General features: G+C 29.1%; 19 protein-coding genes, 1 tRNA gene and 1 CRISPR repeat array. Of the genes, 4 read left to right on the top strand and 16 right to left on the bottom strand.

The genetic code is table 11. From position 1 onward, the window contains the following. Positions 1-70: 70 nt before the first annotated feature. From HMPREF9131_RS01335 to HMPREF9131_RS01320, 4 genes are all read right to left on the bottom strand, one after another. The gene (locus HMPREF9131_RS01335; protein WP_009344927.1) at positions 71-946 is read right to left on the bottom strand and encodes an ABC transporter ATP-binding protein; all 876 of its coding nucleotides are present in this window, start codon (positions 944-946) and stop codon (positions 71-73) included. 73 nt (positions 947-1,019) lie between these two features. Continuing rightward, positions 1,020-1,703, bottom strand: a complete 684-nt coding sequence (locus tag HMPREF9131_RS01330; RefSeq protein WP_009344938.1) for a response regulator transcription factor — start codon at positions 1,701-1,703, stop codon at positions 1,020-1,022. Positions 1,704-1,797: 94 nt separating this feature from the next. Then, positions 1,798-3,909: a HAMP domain-containing sensor histidine kinase gene (locus HMPREF9131_RS01325; protein ID WP_009344893.1), complete on the bottom strand. Its 2,112-nt coding sequence runs from the start codon at positions 3,907-3,909 to the stop codon at positions 1,798-1,800. Continuing rightward, complete coding sequence (locus HMPREF9131_RS01320) at positions 3,909-4,610, bottom strand: response regulator transcription factor (protein ID WP_009344890.1); 702 nt, start codon at positions 4,608-4,610, stop codon at positions 3,909-3,911. Before HMPREF9131_RS01320 ends, HMPREF9131_RS01325 begins: the two co-directional genes overlap by 1 nt. 149 nt (positions 4,611-4,759) lie before the next feature. On the opposite strand from HMPREF9131_RS01320, the gene HMPREF9131_RS01315 reads away from it, so the two are divergent. Beyond that, a tRNA-Trp gene (locus HMPREF9131_RS01315) sits at positions 4,760-4,835 on the top strand. Positions 4,836-4,924: 89 nt separating this feature from the next. On the opposite strand, the gene HMPREF9131_RS01310 is transcribed toward HMPREF9131_RS01315, so the two are convergent. Continuing rightward, the gene (locus HMPREF9131_RS01310) at positions 4,925-5,272 is read right to left on the bottom strand and encodes a Spx/MgsR family RNA polymerase-binding regulatory protein (protein WP_009344920.1); all 348 of its coding nucleotides are present in this window, start codon (positions 5,270-5,272) and stop codon (positions 4,925-4,927) included. A 134-nt stretch (positions 5,273-5,406) separates the two neighbouring features. Between HMPREF9131_RS01310 and HMPREF9131_RS01305 the strand changes: the two genes are divergently transcribed. After that, positions 5,407-6,075 (top strand): Crp/Fnr family transcriptional regulator, encoded by a 669-nt coding sequence (locus HMPREF9131_RS01305; protein WP_036744083.1) that lies wholly within the window; start codon positions 5,407-5,409, stop codon positions 6,073-6,075. 35 nt (positions 6,076-6,110) lie between these two features. Here HMPREF9131_RS01305 and HMPREF9131_RS01300 read toward each other — a convergent pair whose 3' ends face one another. The 11 genes from HMPREF9131_RS01300 to HMPREF9131_RS01250 form a co-directional block, all read right to left on the bottom strand. Beyond that, positions 6,111-6,380, bottom strand: a complete 270-nt coding sequence (locus HMPREF9131_RS01300; RefSeq protein ID WP_009344904.1) for a hypothetical protein — start codon at positions 6,378-6,380, stop codon at positions 6,111-6,113. A 335-nt stretch (positions 6,381-6,715) separates the two neighbouring features. Next, positions 6,716-7,963: direct repeats of the CRISPR family, unit length 28 nt; unit sequence GGATCACCCCCGCTCGTGCGGGTAGTAC. A 29-nt stretch (positions 7,964-7,992) separates the two neighbouring features. After that, positions 7,993-8,886, bottom strand: coding sequence for a type I-E CRISPR-associated endoribonuclease Cas2e (cas2e, locus tag HMPREF9131_RS01295; protein WP_009344913.1), 894 nt, complete (start codon positions 8,884-8,886; stop codon positions 7,993-7,995). Beyond that, the gene (cas1e, locus tag HMPREF9131_RS01290; protein ID WP_009344892.1) at positions 8,886-9,830 is read right to left on the bottom strand and encodes a type I-E CRISPR-associated endonuclease Cas1e; all 945 of its coding nucleotides are present in this window, start codon (positions 9,828-9,830) and stop codon (positions 8,886-8,888) included. The genes cas2e and cas1e overlap by 1 nt, the downstream gene beginning before the upstream one ends. A gap of 2 nt (positions 9,831-9,832) precedes the next feature. Then, the gene (gene cas6e, locus HMPREF9131_RS01285; protein ID WP_009344936.1) at positions 9,833-10,468 is read right to left on the bottom strand and encodes a type I-E CRISPR-associated protein Cas6/Cse3/CasE; all 636 of its coding nucleotides are present in this window, start codon (positions 10,466-10,468) and stop codon (positions 9,833-9,835) included. Between the two features lies 1 nt (position 10,469). Next, entirely contained in the window at positions 10,470-11,177 is a 708-nt protein-coding gene (gene cas5e / locus HMPREF9131_RS01280) for a type I-E CRISPR-associated protein Cas5/CasD (RefSeq protein ID WP_009344900.1), read from the bottom strand. Between the two features lies 1 nt (position 11,178). Continuing rightward, on the bottom strand, positions 11,179-12,267 hold the full coding sequence (cas7e, locus tag HMPREF9131_RS01275; RefSeq protein ID WP_009344897.1) for a type I-E CRISPR-associated protein Cas7/Cse4/CasC: 1,089 nt from the start codon (positions 12,265-12,267) through the stop codon (positions 11,179-11,181). Then, entirely contained in the window at positions 12,257-12,796 is a 540-nt protein-coding gene (gene casB / locus HMPREF9131_RS01270; protein ID WP_009344944.1) for a type I-E CRISPR-associated protein Cse2/CasB, read from the bottom strand. The genes cas7e and casB overlap by 11 nt, the downstream gene beginning before the upstream one ends. Before the next feature lie 90 nt (positions 12,797-12,886). Continuing rightward, positions 12,887-14,605 (bottom strand): type I-E CRISPR-associated protein Cse1/CasA, encoded by a 1,719-nt coding sequence (locus tag HMPREF9131_RS01265; RefSeq protein ID WP_009344934.1) that lies wholly within the window; start codon positions 14,603-14,605, stop codon positions 12,887-12,889. 1 nt (position 14,606) lies between these two features. Beyond that, positions 14,607-17,375, bottom strand: a complete 2,769-nt coding sequence (locus HMPREF9131_RS01260; protein WP_009344901.1) for a CRISPR-associated helicase/endonuclease Cas3 — start codon at positions 17,373-17,375, stop codon at positions 14,607-14,609. Between the two features lie 325 nt (positions 17,376-17,700). After that, on the bottom strand, positions 17,701-18,186 hold the full coding sequence (locus tag HMPREF9131_RS01255; RefSeq protein ID WP_004824519.1) for a PaaI family thioesterase: 486 nt from the start codon (positions 18,184-18,186) through the stop codon (positions 17,701-17,703). A gap of 118 nt (positions 18,187-18,304) precedes the next feature. Continuing rightward, positions 18,305-18,808, bottom strand: coding sequence for an isoprenylcysteine carboxylmethyltransferase family protein (locus HMPREF9131_RS01250; protein WP_009344925.1), 504 nt, complete (start codon positions 18,806-18,808; stop codon positions 18,305-18,307). Positions 18,809-19,077: 269 nt separating this feature from the next. Between HMPREF9131_RS01250 and HMPREF9131_RS01245 the strand changes: the two genes are divergently transcribed. Both HMPREF9131_RS01245 and HMPREF9131_RS01240 read left to right on the top strand, forming a co-directional pair. Then, positions 19,078-19,617, top strand: a complete 540-nt coding sequence (locus tag HMPREF9131_RS01245) for a methylated-DNA--[protein]-cysteine S-methyltransferase (protein WP_009344902.1) — start codon at positions 19,078-19,080, stop codon at positions 19,615-19,617. Then, on the top strand, positions 19,614-20,171 hold the full coding sequence (locus tag HMPREF9131_RS01240; RefSeq protein ID WP_009344906.1) for a DNA-3-methyladenine glycosylase I: 558 nt from the start codon (positions 19,614-19,616) through the stop codon (positions 20,169-20,171). Before HMPREF9131_RS01245 ends, HMPREF9131_RS01240 begins: the two co-directional genes overlap by 4 nt. The last annotated feature ends 75 nt before the right edge of the window (positions 20,172-20,246 follow it).

Here is a 20,246-nt window from a genome sequence, read left to right as displayed (position 1 = left end):
CTTATCTTAAAAAGTTCTGCATCTATTAAATTAATCATTATTTTCACCTACCTTTCCAAATAATATTCTTCTAAAGATTTTCTTTAACCTTTATGGACTTTAAGAATATTACATTTTCTACCAAAAATTTTTGCAAATCTTTTGTATTAAAATTTTCATAAATTCTCAGCTCACCATCTGGATAAACTTTGTAATCCTTTACATTAAATTTCATCTCCAAAAGAGCTGCTGCCTTTTCTAAATCTTCTTTTTCTAATTCTATAGAAATAAATTGTTTAGACTTATCTTCAAACTCCTCTTTAGAAATTTCTTCAATTAGTTTTCCATCTTTTATAAAAGCATATCTTGTTGCTATGAGAGATAGCTCATTTAAAATATGAGAAGATATAATAATTGTTGATTGCCATGACTTGTTAATTTTTAACAGATAATTTCTTAGAAAAGTTATTCCTTCAGGATCTAAACCATTAATAGGTTCATCAAGTAAAATTATTTTTGGTTTAGCCATAAATGCAGCAACAAGTCCCAGTCTTTGTCGCATACCTGTAGAATAACTTTTTACCTTTTTAGATAAATGTTTATAAATACCAAATTCTTTAGCAATTTCCAAGGCGTTATCAATTTTCATACCCCTCAATTTACATAGATAAATTAAGTTATTCATTCCGCTTAGTTCATCATAAAATAGCGGATTTTCAATTAAAAATCCCATTTTTGAAAAAGTTTTAATTAAATCATCATCGCTATTGCCAAGAATACTTATATGACCGGAATCTTTTAAAATTGCACCTGATAAAAGTTTTAAAATTGTTGATTTACCAGCACCATTAGAGCCTACCAAACCGAAAATGTCATTTTCGTAAATATTTAAGTTCATATTTTCCAGTGCTTTATGCTTTTTATCATAAGATTTATTTACATCAGTTAATTCTATAATTTTTTCCATAATTCCTCCTTGTCATTATAATAATAAAGAAAACTTAAAAAATTATTAAGCTAGACTTAATTAATTATAAAAACTATTTTTTTAGCCTATAGCCAACTGCCCACACAGTTTCAATATATTCTTCCGTGTCTAGCTTTTTAATTTTTGACCTTAAGTTTGAAATATGGACATTTATAGTGTCATCTTCGAAAAAATACTCATCATTCCATACAGATCTATACAAATTTTCCTTAGAAAAAATTTTATTTGGATTTTTTAAGAGAGTCTTTAAAATCTCAAACTCAATTGGAGTCACCTTGAGTTCCTCTCCCTTTATCAAAATCCTGTTCTCGTCCTCATATAACTTTAAATTTTTAAATTCTAAAATAGAATTTTTGCTCATATTTGAATTTAAGTGCCTGTACCTTCTAATATTAGCCTTAACCCTATTTAATAAATCTGCTTTTTCAAAAGGTTTTGTAATGAAATCATCAGCACCAATATCAAAAGTATAAAATTTAGTTTTCTCGTCAATTTTTGCAGTAATAATAATTACAGGCATATTAAAATTCTTCGCTCTCATCTTTACAACCATTTCTTCACCACTAACAAGGGGCATCATTAAATCTAAAAGAACAAGATCAAAATCATCATTTAACATTTCAATACCCATTTTACCGCTATAAGCCTGACAAACCTCATAACCATTACTTTCTAAAATAATCTTTAACAAATTATTTATATCTTTATCATCTTCAACTACAAGTATTTTATTCATCATATCACCAAAAATATTATAATAAATATTTCTAAATAAAGTCTTAAGAAATGAAAAAAACCTCAAAGTTTTTTTCTTTGAGGTAAATTTTTGTTTATAAAATTATGATTGTTTTAAATAGATCTCCATCTATTTCTATATGAAATTCTCCTTTATGAGCATTAATTAAGGAATCTGCAATAGAAAGACCAAGCCCTGAACCTTCTGTATTTCTTGACTTATCTCCCCTAGTAAACCTCTCCATAAGTTCTTCAGCAGATATATTTAAAGGATATTTAGAAATATTTTTAACAAAAAGCTTAACTTTATTATCACTTATTAAATCTATATAAACCCTTGAATGCTCAGCCCCATACTTATATATATTGGAAAATATATTATCAAGAACTCTAGAAATCTTTTGACCGTCCAAATCTAAGATAAGTGGATTTTCCGGAAGGGTGCTTACAAATTCAATGTTTTTTTCCTTAAATTTATCTTCCCATTCACCCATAGCCTGTAAAATCAAAGCTTTAAAATCAATTTTTTCCAAGTTTAATTGAATATTTTCAGAAGAAGCCTTTGAAACTTCAAACAAATCTTCAATTAAAGTTTTAAGTCTTAAGGATTTATCATAAATAATCTTTGAATATTCCTTAGCCTTTTGGCTGTTAGAAGAATCTTTATTTAGCAGATCAGAATAATTAATAATTGATGTTAGAGGAGTTTTTAAATCATGACTCACATTAGTTATTAATTCTGTTTTCATCTTTTGGCTTTTGATACCTTCCTCAACAGCCTTATCAAGATTTAAACCTATAGAATTGAAATTATCAATTATATTGTCAAAAACTCTATAATGTTTTTGTATATTATAGTCAAAATCTCCTTTTACAATTTTTGTAGACTCTATATTTATTCTTCCTATTTCATCTAATGCCTTACTTAATAAAATATAAATAAGACTGAAAACTAGAAAATATAAGAAAAATGTTAAAAATCTCATATGGGAATAGGGCATCATAAATACTAGCATATACATTAAACCCAAAAATATAATTAACATATAGGCAAGGAAAAATCTTTTTTTAGCCCTAGACAAATCTGCTTGATTTTTTGCATTCCCTATATTGGAAAATACTCCACTAAATAATCTTCTAATTAATGAATTTTTCAAAAGTAGATTATCTGCCCCATCATAATGAAAAGATTTTATAGCTAAAACTACATAATTTACACATAAAGATATAATTACATTAGCTATAACAGATAATACTGAATAAATACCAATGGAATATTCAACAGGTATACTGTTATTATCAAATGGTTCTATAGATGCAAAGGATACAAATAAAAATATAAAGAAAAGAACTATAACCGCCTCAATTGGTAGTGAGAATAAATTTTTAATTTCTTTACAATCCATCATTTTCTTATATTTTAAAAATATAGAAACTAAGAACATTAGAATAAAATTGACAATAACAGCCGAAAAAGCAAAGGCATAATAGTTAGGTCTTTCTGCATCCTTAACCATTTGCATATAGGCTGGTGAATTTAAATCAACCTTATAGTAAAATCTCAAATTTATAATATTTTTCAGTTCATTATCTTGCGAAAAATTATTAGATAATCTTCTTAAAAATTCATCCTTAAGTTTTCTTGTGTATAAATATTCATCACTAGAAGTTTCTATATCTGTTTTTAAATTACCATTGCTATAAGAACCCGATATAGCAAAAATTGTGTCTTCATTGGAACTTATACTTTCAGGATCAATTTCTCTATTATTCTCCTTATTAATGTAAAATGTTTCATATCTTTTATTTATATCTGCAATTTTTAAATCTTCCGAAGTCATAAAATCAGAAGGATTTAAACCTTGACTTATTAATTTTTCCTTTTTTTCCTTAAATTCAAGTCTTTTTTCTATATCATCATCAGGAATTTTATTACCAAGAGAATCATAATACTTTACCTTATAAGATTTAACAAAATAATCAAAATTATCTAAATTATAGTAACTATCTTCCCTGTATAAGGAATTTATTATAGTTCTTGAAACATAGTCAGCAACTGTAGAATTAATATTTGCAGTATTTGGGTCTAAAAAATTATTTAAAGGAAAAGCAATCCCAACAGAAATAGCTGCCACAAGGAATAAAATCCCAAAAAATTTCCAAATTGTGTATTTCTTTTCAATTTTAATATTTTCTGAATTTTCCATTATTTCCTCCTTTTATTATCAACAAATTTATAACCAAGACCCCAGGCAACTTGAATATACATTGGTCTTTTAGGGTCAACTTCAATTTTTTCTCTAATCCTTCTTATATGAACAGTAACAGTTTTAGCTTCAATAGCCGGCTCATTCCATACATGCTCATAAATACTTTCAATAGAAAAAACTTTGTTAGGATTTTTCATTAAAAATTCCAAAATTTTATATTCCAATGAAGTTAAATTGATAATTTTGTCATCAACACTGCAAGTCTTTTCAAGAGTATTGAGTTTAACGTTACCTATTTGAATAATTTCACTAGAAGCTAAATTATCATAAGAATGATATCTTCTTAGGTTAGAACCTACCCTTGCAATTAATTCTAAAGGATTAAATGGCTTAGTAATATAATCATCAGCTCCAATATTTAAGCCTATAACCTTATCATAGTCCTCACTTTTTGCAGACAATATTATTATTGGAACAAAAGAAATATCCCTCAATTTTTTTATAGCCTCTTCACCTGAGAGCCTAGGCATCATTAAATCCATAATAATTAAGTCTGCTCCTTGATTTTTGAAAACTTCAATAGCCTCTAAACCATCATAAGCATAAATAACAGAAAAACCCTCATTTTCTAAATAAAGACCTATAGAATTTGCAATATTTTTATCATCTTCACAAACTAAAATTTTAAAATCCTTCATAAATCCTCCTTGCAATTATAATAACAAATAATTTCAACAATATTCTTTCTTAATTATTACAAACTTATTAAGAAATTTCATAAATAAAAAAGAATTGTAAATTCTCTTTACAATTCCCTAAAAATTTGTTAAACTATCTATTGTCGTACAGGGGTATAGTTCAGTTGGTAGAACACTAGTCTCCAAAACTAGGTGTCGTGGGTTCGAGTCCTGCTACCCCTGCCATATTAAATTTTAGGCATAATTACTTGCCTTTTTTTTATATCTAAAAACGTCTTTATTAAATATAAATAGGCAAATATTAACTTTAATGCCTAGAAACTTTCTATATATTTTTCTACTTGATTTCCAACAAAAATTTTATCGCCATCAAGTAAAATTGGTCTTTTCACAAGAATACCATCCTTAGAAAGCAAATCTAACTTTTCATCAAGGCTCATAGTTTTAAGCTTATCTTTCAAATTATTTTCCCTATAAACTTTACCACTTGTATTAAAAAACTTTTTAATATCTAAACCTGATTTTTGGTACCAGGACTCAAGTTCTTCCCTACTAGGATTTTCCTTATCAATCTCCCTATATTTGTAAGAAATATTTTTTTCATCTATTTGTTTTGAAATTCTTTTGCAAGTTGAACATTTTTTATAACCAATAAAAATCATAATTAACCTCCATTCAATAATTTCATACCCAAAATATTAAAATTAAAAATAAATAAGATAGTCAATATAAGTATATTTATTGAGACAAATTATTTAATATGGTAAAATTCACTTATAAAGAAGGATATAGGGTTATGGATAAAGAAATATTAAAGAAAAGCTTAATTTTTAAAAATATGGATGATAATCAAATAGAAAAATGCCTGCAAGCATTAAATGCAAGGGAAAAAAACTTTGAAAAATCATCTATAATACTTGGTGCCGGACAAATAACAGAAAGTATGGGACTTGTCCTATCTGGAAATGTAAACATTGAAAGTTATGATATATACGGAAACAGAACAATTTTAAGCAATATTAATCCAGGACATATATTTGCAGAAACATATGCAATATTAAAAAATGAACCGATGCTAGTTTCAGTTGTGGCAAACGAAGACTCTAAGGTTTTAATGCTTAATATTACAAACCTTCAACATATAATAAATACAAAAGAAGATTGGTCAACAAAACTACTTATGAATTTACTCATGATCTCTTCCAATAAAAATTTAATTCTGTCAAATAAAATTTTTACCAATTCACCAAAAACAATAAGAGAAAAAGTCCTTGTATACTTAAATTTCATATCATTGAAGAAAAATTCCAATGAATTTAATATCCCTTTCAACCGCAAGCAGCTTGCCGATTACTTAAATATTGACCGCAGTTGCCTATCAAATGAACTAGGAAAAATGCAAAAAGAAGGGCTGATAACAACAAAAAAATCTCATTTCATAATACATAAAAAAGCCACCAAATAAAATGGTGGCATTTTCATCTAAGATAGGTTGTAAAATTATGGTCCTAAAAAAATTAAGCCCAAACTCATAACAATAAAAAAAGAAAAAACTAATAATAAATTTAAAAAAATATAAATATATTTTTTATTCAATATAGAAAATATTATCCCTAAAAAACCAAACATTGGGCAGATTATCATTGTAGACATACCAATAGGTTTTAAAGTTGGAAAATTATCAATAGGAATAAAAAATGAAACAAATAAAATCACAAGACCACACAAAAAACTATAAATATGCAAACTTTTAAAAAAATTATTTTTCATAAGAACTCCTTTAAATATAAATAATTATATCAAAAATAGAATCCTGTTGAAAAAGAAATTAAAAATCCCTGGAAAAAAGAGTTATTTATAAAGTAATATCTAAAAGCAAATAATTTGATTTTGATACATATAGCTTTTGCAAATTATTTCGATAAATATTATAAATTCAATTGAAATAATTTAATTATCCAATCATAGGTAACAATAAAAAAACCACTATCATAAGAATACATTTCTCAAAGTAACCCCCATACACATATAACAATTAAATAATATCCACTATCAACCCAAAAGAGTACTGCAAAAAATGAATTATATTTAAAAATATATTTTTAGTAACAACCTAAATAATACGGGTAGTACTTTAAAGTTTTTTTGTATTTCATTAGCTTGTAGGATCACCCCCGCTCGTGCGGGTAGTACCATACTAGCAACTTTATTTTTTAATACTCTGCAGGATCACCCACGCTCGTGCGGGTAGTACAAAATCTTTTACCCTAAAGTAGAGCGTACAAAGGGATCACCCCCGCTCGTGCGGGTAGTACAGACCAAAGTCAGGTATATCGAAGCAAGGGATAGGATCACCCCCGCTCGTGCGGGTAGTACAATTAGTTCCTATCTTGTAGTTAAAAGCTGGCAGGATCACCCCCGCTCGTGCGGGTAGTACTGGTAGTTTTTCTTCTTCCTTGGAGGAGCTGTAGGATCACCCCCGCTCGTGCGGGTAGTACAAAACGAGTAATTAAAGCTTTCGGGCCTAGTAGGGATCACCCCCGCTCGTGCGGGTAGTACAAATAATGCCTAAACTGGTGGAAATGATATTTGGGATCACCCCCGCTCGTGCGGGTAGTACTGCCTATCAATATCATAAACAAGCCTATCATTGGGATCACCCCCGCTCGTGCGGGTAGTACTAGAAGAAGCGGAAAAAGAAGCAACAAATTATAGGATCACCCCCCGCTCGTGCGGGTAGTACTGATTTACAAATGCTTAGAGCATCAATCGAATAGGATCACCCCCGCTCGTGCGGGTAGTACTCTTTCCGGTTATCTCTCCTCCACTCAAACCAGGGATCACCCCCGCTCGTGCGGGTAGTACCCATTACTAATTTAATTGCTACTGCTATTGCTGGGATCACCCCCGCTCGTGCGGGTAGTACAAGTACATACTTCTTTTATTGTTGATTATCTGAGGATCACCCCCGCTCGTGCGGGTAGTACTGATTAACTCCCTCTCCATAACCTAAGGGATAAGGATCACCCCCGCTCGTGCGGGTAGTACTTTTTAAGCTCTGCTTTTTGTTCTACAACTTTAGGATCACCCCCGCTCGTGCGGGTAGTACTCATAAGTATTGACTGTTGCAGCATAAACCTTAGGATCACCCCCGCTCGTGCGGGTAGTACTCTCCAAATAGCTTTTTAGCATCTTCATAAGTAGGATCACCCCCGCTCGTGCGGGTAGTACTAAACCTAACTTAATTAAATATTCAATACTGGAGGATCACCCCCGCTCGTGCGGGTAGTACTTCAAAGTAAAAATACCAGACGAACAACTGGAGGGATCACCCCCGCTCGTGCGGGTAGTACAGTAAAAAAATCCCATAAAATACTCATTTTTATTTTAACATATCCCTAAATTTATTCACTTTAGTTGATAACTCTGCTGTTAATCTTGAATCCTCTAATGCCCTATGTGGCACTTGTTTATTTATTCCATATGCTTGTAGAGCTGTTTGAAGTTTGTAATTCGGTAATAATATTTTTTCCTTTTTTACAAAAGTCATTAAGTCATACACCTTATTTGCTATTGGCTCCATGCCTAAATCAAGAAAAGACTTATTTAAAAATTTAATATCATAACTTGTATTATAACCTAAAATTGGATAGTCTTTGATAAAAGTCTTAAATAAACTAAGTGCCTCTTTTAATTCTATCCCCTCTTCATTTAATAACTTTTCATCTATTCCTGTCAAGTCCTTTATGGTAGAATTTAATTTTTTATTATATTTTATTAATCTTGTGAATTCCTCAAATTTTTCATTTTCTACTTTTACAGCTCCAATTTCTATTATTAAATTTTTATCAAAATCTAGTCCATCTGTTTCTATATCTATGACAACATATGGTTTTAGATTGTTTTTTTTGACTCTTGCTGACTGAATATTTCTTAATTTTTTAAATTTATAAGCGTTTGAAAATCCTTCCCTTAATGTATCGTCCTTTTCTTTTTCTTTTGTTGGTATTAAAATTAATGGTATCCCTTCATAGTCTAAAACTTCTCTTTGTGAGTTAATTGTTTTAAAAGAATAGCCGATTTCATTTCTTTTATAATAGGTCATAGTTGCCTGGCCTTCTCTTACATTATCAGCTACTCTCTGCCAAAGTTTTTCTCTAACTTTTGTGTTAACATTTCCAACAAAAACTCCCACATCAATTTCCTGAAGCCATTTTGTTAAATCGCCTCTCAATGATTGTGGAACTTTTTTCAAGGTAATAACTAATAAAGCCATTATTCATCACCTTGAAAATAATTAACGCCATTTTTTACTAGTTTTTCTTTATCATCCCACAAACTTAGATTATCAATTTCTATTGACTCATCTGTTTCAACTTCCATAAGATAGTGAATATCACGAACTATTAATTCCATTATTTTCCCATCAACAAATTCATCTCTAAGTCTAATCCTAGCAATTTTACCTATATCATCTCCTTCTTTTGCACTTTGTGCAATTTCAAAGGCTACTGGTATTGTATATTGTGCTTTATATAAATCTGCTATATCGTATACAAAAGACTGGTCATGTCCCGTATGCACAAATCCTAAACCTGGTGTCATTCCTAATGCTACTATTACACTTAAACATATTCCATAAAGGGCTACGTTAGCAGCTGAAAGAGCTTGATTTATAATACTTCCATTTTCAAAATTATCTGGATCATAATCTCTATGGGTCCATATAACATCGTGTTCTTTTGCTTCTTTTCTATAAAGATTTCTTATTCTTGCTCCTTCTCTTCCTCTTAATTGCTGCATTGTCATTTTGCTAACATCTTCATTTGGAAATCTCATAGCATACATTTTTCTTGCGACCTCAAGCCTAGTTTTTGTATTTGTAACTAACTTTGCCTGCTTTTCTAATAATTTTGTTGAATGGGCTAAAGGTCTACCATGTGCATATTGTCTAACTCCTCTTTCTCCAACCCAAACAATACTTGTTCCAATATCTCCTAAAAGTTGAGCTGCCCGATGACTTATGTCTGTTCCTGGACCTAATAATAATGCTCCTACCATTGCTGCTGGTATTCTAACAATTCCTCTTTTATCTGTTATTGTAATTGCACTATCAATTCTATTTATTTTTGAATGTTCTACATAAATAAAACTAACTCTATCCTCTACCCTTGGTAGTTCTGTTAATTCTGTCTTTTTTGCTCCAATTGGATCTGGCATAACTATTCCTCAATTACAGTCATCATACCAAATCCGTAGGCTTTTTCTCTGCCCATGCCTTGTGTTAATATTTTTTTAAATTTATCTATATCAATAATTTTTAGTTTGCCTTCATAAGTTACTTGGTTAAGTCTTATATTCTTCATTCCTTTTTTCTTTAACAATTTATGAGACCTTTCTGTAATAGAAAAGTCTTCATTATTGATTTCAAAACCATTTTTCAAACTACGACTTTTTAAGAAACTTGTTTGATCTTCAATTTTGTAACAAGGATATAATCTACCTCTTTTAGAATTTTTATCTTCAGATTTTGCTACTACAGGATTTAAACAAACTCTAAATCTCATAGTTTGACCTTCTTGTAAAGAATCTAAAAATTTATCATAATCTTTGGTTTGACCAGTTTTCTCTACACCATATTTTTCTAAGGCTTTCAAATCAGGTTTAGAATTTGAAACTATTAATAGATATGATTTTCCAAATAAATAATCTATTCTCCATAATTTTCGACTTCTTATTTTTTTTGAGTTCTCATCTGGAAAGCTTTGTTCTACCCAATTATGATAAGCTCCAAGATGTGTTAAATCTCGAATTTTTTGTCTATTATTAAGATCAATTTCAACTCTAGAAATATACATATTAATCTCCTATAGCATCCCATGCATCATGAGCAGTTTTTCTTATATCATTTCTTTCAACTTTAACTTTTAATAGTCCTTCCGTTCTGTATTCAAATTCCCTGTTTTTTTGAGAAAATGATAATACATTGTCTTTCCTAAGTATTTCAGTTTTATTATCAATTAATTTTTTATCTGCATATATGGTTAGCTCATTTGAGTGTCTAGATTGATAATATTTATTTGCCTGCCAAGGAATTTCTTTTAAAAGTTTTATTGGTTCATCATCTTCTACAGAAATTATGAAATCATAATTTACAGGCAAGGACCTTCTGCCCATAAATTGTTGAAAATAAGGTTTTTTTAAAGCTTGATATATTTTTTGTATATATTCCTTATCTTCATGGCTTAGACTAACAATAAATATTGCATCGCTTAAATAATATCTATTTGATACATAATTTCTTTCAAAAGTTCCATTTGCTTTATATTTTGCAGAGATTTGAAAATCCCTTAAAATCATTCCTTCTTGGTCAATTCTTGTTGCAAATAAAAGTTCATTTAATTTTTTGATATTTGTGTTGTCATCACGCTTTAATCCTAAACTCCCTGCAACGATTCCTAAAATTCCACTTTTTGAAGGATATAAGTCAGTGTGTCTTGTTTCAAAATGTGAATTTGTTCCCCATGACTGTAGTGGTCCAGCAAGTTTTAGTAAAATTGTCCTCACTTTACTCACCTTGATTATCATCAAGTAGCCCTTTTAATTTATTTGCAAAATCGTCCAATAGTTTCTTTAGATTTTCTTCATTAACTATATCTGTATCAAGATTACTAATTGCATTCAATGAAAGAACTGATGTGTATTTTGCCTTATCAACAAATTTTTCTGCTTTTTCATATTCTTTTAATAATTTTACAATTGATTGCTTAGCATAGCCTTCGTCTTTATAAGCTTTAACAGGATTTTCAAAAGCACTGACAAGGTTAACAGGTCTATCATCTCTTATAGAAATCATTACAAATTCTGGTAAAGTTGTATTTGCAAATGTATTTACTTTACCTGTTGGTAATGAATTTACAAAGGCTTCTATTAATAATTTCAAACTTTGAACTGTTTGTTCCTTATCTCCTATTTGTTTTAAAAATTCATGGATTGCCACATTTGCATAGCGATATATGGTGGATGAATTATATTCAACTGTACCTAACATGCCAGCACCTTGGCTATCTTCTTTTGACAAATCGTCTACTGCTGTAAAGAAATCAAATTCTGTTTCTACGGCATGAGTAGAAATTGCATGGGCAACTTGACATGAAGCATCTTCATTTAGTGATGGGTCATCTGCAACCATTCTGCCAAATAAGGCTATATCTATTGCTGGATTTGATTTTAAAATACCAGTTAATTCTTTCTTATCGCTAATATCATTAAGAGCTGCCTTTGCAAGCTTTTCTGCTTGAGAATTGCCCATAAAAAATAAGGCTTTAGCTTGACTTTTTGCAGTTTTAACTCCTGCATCATTGATAACTTTTTCTGCTAATTTCATTGCTTCATCATAAGATTTTCCAGGATCAAGTTTTACTATTTTTTCAGCTACAAAATCAACAATCTTAAGAGTTCTAACACCTATGTTAGACTTTTGTGAATTTTCTTTAAAATAATCTCTCATAGCTTTTTTCCAACTTTGTGAACTTACCCTTGCTCGTCTTACTCCACCATATTGAGCTGTCTTTGGACTTCCTGTGTCATCTCTATTAATATTTGATGGTGGTAAAATTTGAATTACATTGATATCTAAAAATAATCTATTTTTCATTTGTATTTTCTCCTTCTTTATTTTCTTTTTTATTATATGAGTAGTATCTTTGTGCCCAAGATATTCTCACATTTTCCTTATTACCTCTAATAAATCCGTATAAATCTTTTGCTAGTTTGCCATAATTAATCTTAACATCTGATTTTGCTTTTAAAAGCTTTATCAGTTGTCTTAAATGATGAGATAATTCATCAAAAGTTGAAGATGTTATCATAGTATTGAACCTTCTATCAATAGCCAAGGAATCATCACCTTTTCTAAGGCTATTTAATGAATAACCAAGATTTTTCCAATTATCTTCATTTTCATCCATAAGTACACTTATACTTGAACCTTGTTGATGAATTGCGTAAAGCTGTAAAGTCAATAAAATTGCATTTTCCTCTGCTGTCAGAGAACCATCTTTACTTAAAAATTCTTCAGGTAAACTTTCAAATAATATAGGCCAAACTTCTTCAGCATTACTAAGGGGCTTATTGATTGAATTTCTAATTCCGGCAAGATTAGCCCTAGTCTGTGATGACGACAAATCCTTATTTAGTTTAAATAGGATTTTATTTGTAATATTTTCAACTAAGTAAAACCTATTTTTTCTTTTTCCATGTTATTTTTATCCCTCCTATATCTTTAATGATTCTTTTAAAAAATGTTTGAATGAGTTATAACTTGTTGCTATGTTTATTATCTTATCTCCCTCAACTATTCCTTTAAAATCCCTTGTTGAAGCTTCTTCAAAATCTTTATCAGCTTGTCTTAAAACTAAATTTTTTAAAGTTGTTTTCCATTGCAAAATTTTCTTTTCTACTAGATCTTGAGATTTTATTGAGCATATCCAATCCTTAAATGGACCATCAATTGTAGAATAGAGCTCCTCTAACTTTTGAGTTTTATAAGTTTTTGATTTAATATTTCTTATTTTTATAATATTTTCAATGAAAATTCCATAAGTTTTACCTACAGAAATTTTTGTTATATTAACCATATCAATTATATGATTTTCCCAATCATTTTGATTTACATCTGTTAAGACAAAATTATTTATATTAAGATAATCTGTAAGTTCATCTATAGGTACCCATGAAGTAGCATTTCCGTCATCCTTCATTGATATAGCTTCTATTCTTAAATTAATATCTCCAATTATATCTATAAGTCTACTCTTTTTTTCATTTTTATATTCTTCCCAACTATTTTTCCATTCCATAAGACCAGGTATATGAATTTTTTCACTCGAATTTTGTGGGCTTATTAGCATGGCAAAATTTCTCCACAAGGATTCATCAGCCATATGTTTTTTTGGTGTATATTTATCCTTGTTTGGACCATTATTGTTAAATCTCCAAAGAGTCATAGGTTCTAAAAAATTATTAATATGTCTTATCTCTGGCAATTTAATAATTTTCATAGAAAATGACTTTGTAATGTCAATTTTTGGATCAATATATATTGCCCTTGACCAGTTAGTGAAGAGCTCAGATAAGTTATCCACATCTCTATATGATAGATAAGATTTTATCAAATCATCACTTGCATATTCCCAACAAGGTCTTTGTATTTTCCCATTATAAACTTCTTGAGGGTGCAAAATTGTTAAATTTAACATTAAAGTTTCAAATAAATTTGAGGCCTTAAAATATATTCCTCCTAAATCATAGGGCCATCCTTTAGAATTTGAAACCTCATATTTATCATCTCCAAAGATAGCCTTATCAGCAAGACCTGTGTAAGCTTGAAAAGTCAAAAGCCATCTGACAAGTTCATCTGCTTTTAATATTTCTTTATTAGAATTTTTTTGATATTTTGGAGAAAATAAAGAGATTTTATTGTCGCTTTCTGATATTAGTCTGTTAATATTTTTCCCACTCACTAATGTAAAAGCTGATTTTTTCCTAATATTATTTTTAATATCCGATTCATTTACCTGGAAGAAAGGATATTTATCATCAAATAGATAAAAATGATCCTTCCATTTTTCCAAGTAGGTTTTAACTATAGGCGGAAATTTTTTATTTTCCCATAAGATTGACCATGTATTAATTAATTTCTTCTTATAGTCTTTAATGTCATCTCTATCTACTTCTTCTTTTGGTATGAAATTCTCATCAAGACTTATCTGCTCATAAATTTCTCCACTTTCGTCAAACCTTGTAAAGACAGTCATAAGAACTGCCAACAAAAACCTCAACAAGACAAAATCCTGAGCCTTCATTTCGCATGCCAAATCCTTATAAGATTGAGCATTTTCAAAAATATCAATTAGTGATACTTTTATATTTTTTAGACTTTTGCTTTCAATTACTGGAATCCACTTTTCCTCTAACAAATTATATTTTCCCAAATTATCCCTCCTTTTGGTAAATTAATCCTACATCTCTCTTATATGTCAATCTATAATTATTTAAAAGAGCTGTATTATTCTCGTCAAAAATTAAACCTAAAGAACCCTTTAGCCATCTTTGGTCCTGCCAACATTTCAAAAATTTTCTATTATAATCTTCTAGTTCTTTAATAGTTTTATCAAAATTTCCATACATACTTAAAACTAATGGTAATCTCAAAGTCTGCTTAGCAATTTCCTTGCCAATCTTGGGACTTTCAATTTCCCTAGAAATATCAATATTATCTATAAAACTTCCGTAGCCTTCGCCAATTTTTTTTAGTGCTATAACTTCAATAGTATCATTTATATCTCTAACCCTAGCATAGGCTTTTTCCTCTGTTAAACTTATATCAATATCCTTAAGCCAACCAACAAGACTTTCAGTGTATTTTTCATCTTCACTATATCCTGGATCTTCAAGTTTATATACTGATGCCTTATTATTGGTTCTTCCTACTTTCACTTCAAATTCTATTTTATATTTTTCATAAAAACTCATCAAAGTTTCATCAAGAGAAATTTTTTCATCTGCGTAAACTTTTTGAACAAGTGGTGATATATCTGTTGGTATCAGTATTTCTTTTGGCAAAAAATACTGACTTCTCATTAATATATAAGGAGAATAAACAGCCTTTGTAGCATCATCAAAATCATAATCTTTATTGCATCCTAAAACATAAGCTTTAGGAACCTTATAATATGAATCCCTTTCTATATCATGTCTGTGCAGCCTTCCTATTCTTTGAATCAATAAGTCCATCGGACAAATATCGCTTATAAGGACATCAAAGTCTAAATCTAAGCTCTGTTCAATTACCTGAGTACCTATAATAATTTTTCTATACGGTCTTTTTGCATTTTTACCTACTAAATTTAAAAGCTCCCTTTCTTTTTGAGCTCTATCTGTAGCGATAAAATTTGAATGTAGTAAATAGCAGGAATCATCTCCGAATTTCTCTTTACAAATTTTGGCTAATTCTTGTGCTTGCCTTACCGTATTTAATATTACGCCTATTACTCCTTTATTCTTATATAAATCTATTAATAAATTAACTAAATTATCCTTATTTTCCCTAATTATCTTTACTTTTTTGTCCGATAATTTTTTAAATCTGTTTTTTACTTTTATAGTATCTCCATCGCTATATATAATTGAAGGATATGCAAAAGATTCTAAATCATTTGTCTTGTTAACTTTTCTCCATTTAAGTCCTCTTCCTCTCATATAAGCTCTTAACATTTCAATTCTTCTTTCAATAGGAAGAGTAGCAGATAATATGATTACTGGTATATTGTAAGCTCCCATCCATTCCAATGACATGTATAAATAATTTGACATATAGGAATCATATGCATGTACTTCGTCTAGTACTACAACTTTTCCTGAAAATCCAAGATGTCTAAGAGCTAAGTGCTTTTGTTTTAGGGACACTAAAAGAAATTGGTCACAAGTTCCAATTACAAAATCATCAAGAGATGTCTTTTTTCGACCTGAAAACCATTGATTTACAGTTAAAGCACCTCCACTTTCAGGACTATCTTGGTCTATATTTTGTGAAAGTTTCGCAAAATCTTCATTAAGAGCAGCTTTTCCATGAACCAAATGAATAGATAATCTTTCATTATTTTCCTCTGCCAAAGAATTTAGCCAATCCTCAACCCTTTTAAACATTCCGTTAGATGTTGCTTGCGTAGGAAGTCCAAAAAATAAACCACTCAATTCTTTTTTGTAGATAAGTTCTTCAACTCCAGAAAGTGCCGCCTCAGTTTTTCCTATTCCCATAGGTGCTTCCAAAATAAAAATACCTGGATTTTTACAATCTAAAATAGTTTCTGAAAAAACTTTTTGAACTTCATTAGCACTTGCAAAATTGAATCTTTTTTTATAAATATCTAAATAATTGCTTATATTGTTTATCTGCAATTTATCGCTTGTCCACCATTTGGACCAAGCATTTTCTATTCTACTGTTACTATCACAAACTTCATAAGTATCAATATCAAATAAAGGAAAATAATCTTCGTTACTTGATATCCAATCAGCCATTATCAGTAGTCCGGATAAAATAACAGATGTAGGCTTAGGAATTTTTGGCAAATCCGCAACCGAATTAAATCCCGAACTATTTAAAGCCCAATCAAAAATAATTTTCTGCTCCCTTTCCCATTTTATGTATGTTGAATTTTTTTTATCAGATGATTGAAAATAATTATATAAATACGAATCAACCTGATCTCTTACCTCTTTTAAGTAGTTAATAGGTTTACCGTGATGGGCGCCTATTATTGCACTTATATCTTCACTGACTCCGTAAAAATCTAATAAAGTTTGACCAATTATTGTGTGATGGGATTTATTTCTAAAAGCGTCAGTAAAATTACTTAAATTTGCAAATCCATCATTTTCAAGTCTTTCAACCAACAAATTATCAAAATCATTTTTCCCTATATAAGAAATTGATGTTTGAAAAACAGGGCTGGACTTACCTATATCATGACATGCACCTAAAAACGTTGAAATCTTTTTCCCATAATTTTCACCATTATCTTTTATAGATTCATTTATATAATTTTTCTGACCTTCTGAGAGCCAGTGTTCCCATAAAAGACCAATTACTTGTCTTGTGTCCTCAAGATGGACTCGCAAAGGAAGCCACTTATAAACACCATTCTTGTCATTTTTCTTAGCCCATAAAAATTTATTGATTTTATTAAATTCTGTATTCAAAATAAACTCCTATAAATTAATATTAATAAACATACATTCTATTTTTATTTTATCATAAATTTTTATCATTGCAACACCAAAGTATATATTTATCAAATTAATATATATTAGCCTATTCTAAATCTTTTTTCTTATGGTGGTTAGAAATTTTTTGATGAAAATGTTATTGCTAATTATATAACTTTCTCAAAATCGTTACTTAAAGCATTAAAAAATATTTTATCAGTATATTTTTATGTAATTAATCATAAAATCAGATAAAAAATAGGGGATAATTCAAAAAGAATAATCCCCTACTAAGTCTTTTTTTATTTTTATATAAAAATTACATATTATCTTTTACGCCGACAGCAACCATTTTTGCCTCAGCTCTAATTTCTCCACCAGCGTGCATTTCCATGCTAACTATTATTTTTCTTTCCCCAATTTCCTCAGCTTTAGCAATTACAGTAATGTCTTCTTCCATTGGTACAGGTTTTTTGAAATTGATTTCTAATCTTGCTGTAATATAACGACCGATTACAGTTTCTTCTGTAAGTTCAAGATTCTTATTTCTGTGGTTAAACCAAGCGGCTGAAGCGGTTCCATGACAGTCGAAAATCATAGCAATCATTCCACCAAAAAGATTTTTTGGAACCCCGCCTGTGTACATCTTATCAGGTCTTACTGTGCAGATACATTCATCCCCACTTTCGCTAGGATAAGACTTCATATGTAAACCATCTTCATTTTTAGGACCGCAACCCCAGCAATATTGAAATCTAGGTCCGTAAGTTTCTTGAATAGCAATTTTTTTATTTTCTTGTGACATAATTTACTCCTTTATAAAAATCTACATAGTCTCACAATGAATATATTACCATATTTATAATTGATTTTAAATAAATTGAATCCAGAAGACATCATTATATAATTATTTCTAATAAATTTTAATATTTATTTTTTGCAAACCAAGGTATAACACGATTGACGTCCTTACAATAATCTATATACTCCTTGCCAAATTTTTCCCTTAACCATTTTTCTTCAGTATTTTTCATCAAAACTGTTAAAAATATCCAAAAGAAAAAAGGTAAAACTAATAAAATATAATTCATAGATAAAAATAAAACTCCAGTAAAAATAAATAAAAAAGCTGAATATATTGGATTTCTAACTATACTATAAATTCCATCTTTTAAAAGTATTCCTTGCTGAACTTTCTTATTTACTTTTTGTATTATGACAGCTCTAACCCACAAGTAAATACCAAATATTATAAAAACATATGCCAATAAGTTAAAAATACTATGTAACATCATTTCTTTTTTTATTGTAGCGAATTTGAAGTGACCATTTTTAATAAGTAATAATGATAATAAAGTAATAATCAAACAAGTGATCACATAAAAAGGTCCAACCCCAAAAATCGGCAAATTATTTTTATTTTTCATTATTTATCACCCCTATATTTAAGTTAATTTTATTATAAAATTAATAAATTTCAAATTATTACAAAAGCATATCGTAATTATTTTAAAAATTTTTCTAGGACTCCTTTATAGAAATATATAAAATAAAGAATTTCATTAATCAAGTATTTATAAGTAATTATAAAGCTTTCCCCATAGAAAATAGTTTTCCATTTTCAAAATCAAATTTACAAATAAAAATTTTTTATATGATATACTAATCTTAGAAAAATTTAGAAAATGGTGGTATTATGTCTTTTAAGTGGAAATACAAAACCCCTGAACAGTTTGATGACCTGATGATGATTAGTGATGGCGAAAATTTAACTGCTTTATTTTTTATTAACTCTTGCTATCCTTATAAAGTAAAAGAAGATTTGCAAATTAAAAACTTACCAATATTTGATAATACTTGCAAATGGCTTGAAGAATATTTTTCCGGCTCTCTTCCTAATTTTACACCTAAGATTAAAATTAATAATTTAACTAAATTCAGGAAAAAAGTATCGGATATAATGGCACAAATTCCCTATGGCAAAACAATTACTTATTCAGATATTGCTTGTAAAATAGCAATAGAAAGAAAGATCAATAAAATGTCTTCCCAAGCTGTTGGTGGAGCTGTTGGTTTTAACCCAATATGCCTGATAATTCCCTGCCACAGAGTTGTTGGAAAAAATGGAAGTTTAACAGGTTATGGTGGCGGTATTAAAAATAAGTATTATTTATTAAAACATGAGAACAATGATATGAGTAAATTTTTTATTCCAAAAATGAGGACTTGTCTATGAAAAGATGCAAGTGGTGCAATTTAAATAATAAATTATATGTAGACTATCATGATAATGAATGGTGCGTGCAAAATCATGATGATTCTTATTTATTTGAGATGCTAATTTTAGAGTCATTTCAGGCTGGTTTATCCTGGGAAACTGTGTTAAACAAAAGGGAATATTTTAGAGAAGCCTATGATAATTTTGATATTGAAAAAATAATATATTATGATGAAGATAAAATAAAGGAATTATTAGAAAATAATAAAATAATCAGAAATAAACTTAAGATAAAATCAAGCATTTCTAACGCAAAAATTTTTAAAGATATTCAAAAAGAATATGGAAGTTTTTATAATTACCTAAAAAGTTTTACTGGTGAAAAGATAATTTATGAAACAGGACAAACTTCCAATATAATTTCGCAAAACATATCCAAAGACCTAAGAAAAAAATCAATGAAATTTGTCGGACCCACTATTATTTATTCTTACCTTCAAGGGACAGGTTTTATATACTCCCATGAAAAAGATTGTTTCTTATATAGGAAAAGTAATGAAAAAAATTTATAATATTAACAATAAGAAAAATATAAAATGAAATGTGGTTTGAACGAATATCCAAACCACAAATTAATTTTTAGTTGA

Source organism: Peptoniphilus sp. oral taxon 836 str. F0141, from assembly GCF_000179335.1.
In the GTDB taxonomy this organism is placed as follows: Bacteria; Bacillota; Clostridia; order Tissierellales; family Peptoniphilaceae; genus Peptoniphilus_A; species Peptoniphilus_A lacrimalis.
Note: the sequence above shows the minus strand (reverse complement) of the source record. Positions and strands in the feature narration are given on the sequence as shown.

Bases quoted from the DNA above. Each gene is read 5' to 3' on its own strand.
- HMPREF9131_RS01335 (WP_009344927.1), bottom strand. From the start codon at position 946: ATGGAAAAAATTATAGAATTAACTGATGTAAATAAATCTTATGATAAA.
- HMPREF9131_RS01330 (WP_009344938.1), bottom strand. From the start codon at position 1,703: ATGAATAAAATACTTGTAGTTGAAGATGATAAAGATATAAATAATTTG.
- HMPREF9131_RS01325 (WP_009344893.1), bottom strand. From the start codon at position 3,909: ATGGAAAATTCAGAAAATATTAAAATTGAAAAGAAATACACAATTTGG.
- HMPREF9131_RS01320 (WP_009344890.1), bottom strand. From the start codon at position 4,610: ATGAAGGATTTTAAAATTTTAGTTTGTGAAGATGATAAAAATATTGCA.
- HMPREF9131_RS01310 (WP_009344920.1), bottom strand. From the start codon at position 5,272: ATGATTTTTATTGGTTATAAAAAATGTTCAACTTGCAAAAGAATTTCA.
- HMPREF9131_RS01305 (WP_036744083.1), top strand. From the start codon at position 5,407: ATGGATAAAGAAATATTAAAGAAAAGCTTAATTTTTAAAAATATGGAT.
- HMPREF9131_RS01300 (WP_009344904.1), bottom strand. From the start codon at position 6,380: ATGAAAAATAATTTTTTTAAAAGTTTGCATATTTATAGTTTTTTGTGT.
- cas2e (WP_009344913.1), bottom strand. From the start codon at position 8,886: ATGGCTTTATTAGTTATTACCTTGAAAAAAGTTCCACAATCATTGAGA.
- cas1e (WP_009344892.1), bottom strand. From the start codon at position 9,830: ATGCCAGATCCAATTGGAGCAAAAAAGACAGAATTAACAGAACTACCA.
- cas6e (WP_009344936.1), bottom strand. From the start codon at position 10,468: ATGTATATTTCTAGAGTTGAAATTGATCTTAATAATAGACAAAAAATT.
- cas7e (WP_009344897.1), bottom strand. From the start codon at position 12,267: ATGAAAAATAGATTATTTTTAGATATCAATGTAATTCAAATTTTACCA.
- HMPREF9131_RS01255 (WP_004824519.1), bottom strand. From the start codon at position 18,186: ATGTCACAAGAAAATAAAAAAATTGCTATTCAAGAAACTTACGGACCT.
- HMPREF9131_RS01250 (WP_009344925.1), bottom strand. From the start codon at position 18,808: ATGAAAAATAAAAATAATTTGCCGATTTTTGGGGTTGGACCTTTTTAT.
- HMPREF9131_RS01245 (WP_009344902.1), top strand. From the start codon at position 19,078: ATGTCTTTTAAGTGGAAATACAAAACCCCTGAACAGTTTGATGACCTG.
- HMPREF9131_RS01240 (WP_009344906.1), top strand. From the start codon at position 19,614: ATGAAAAGATGCAAGTGGTGCAATTTAAATAATAAATTATATGTAGAC.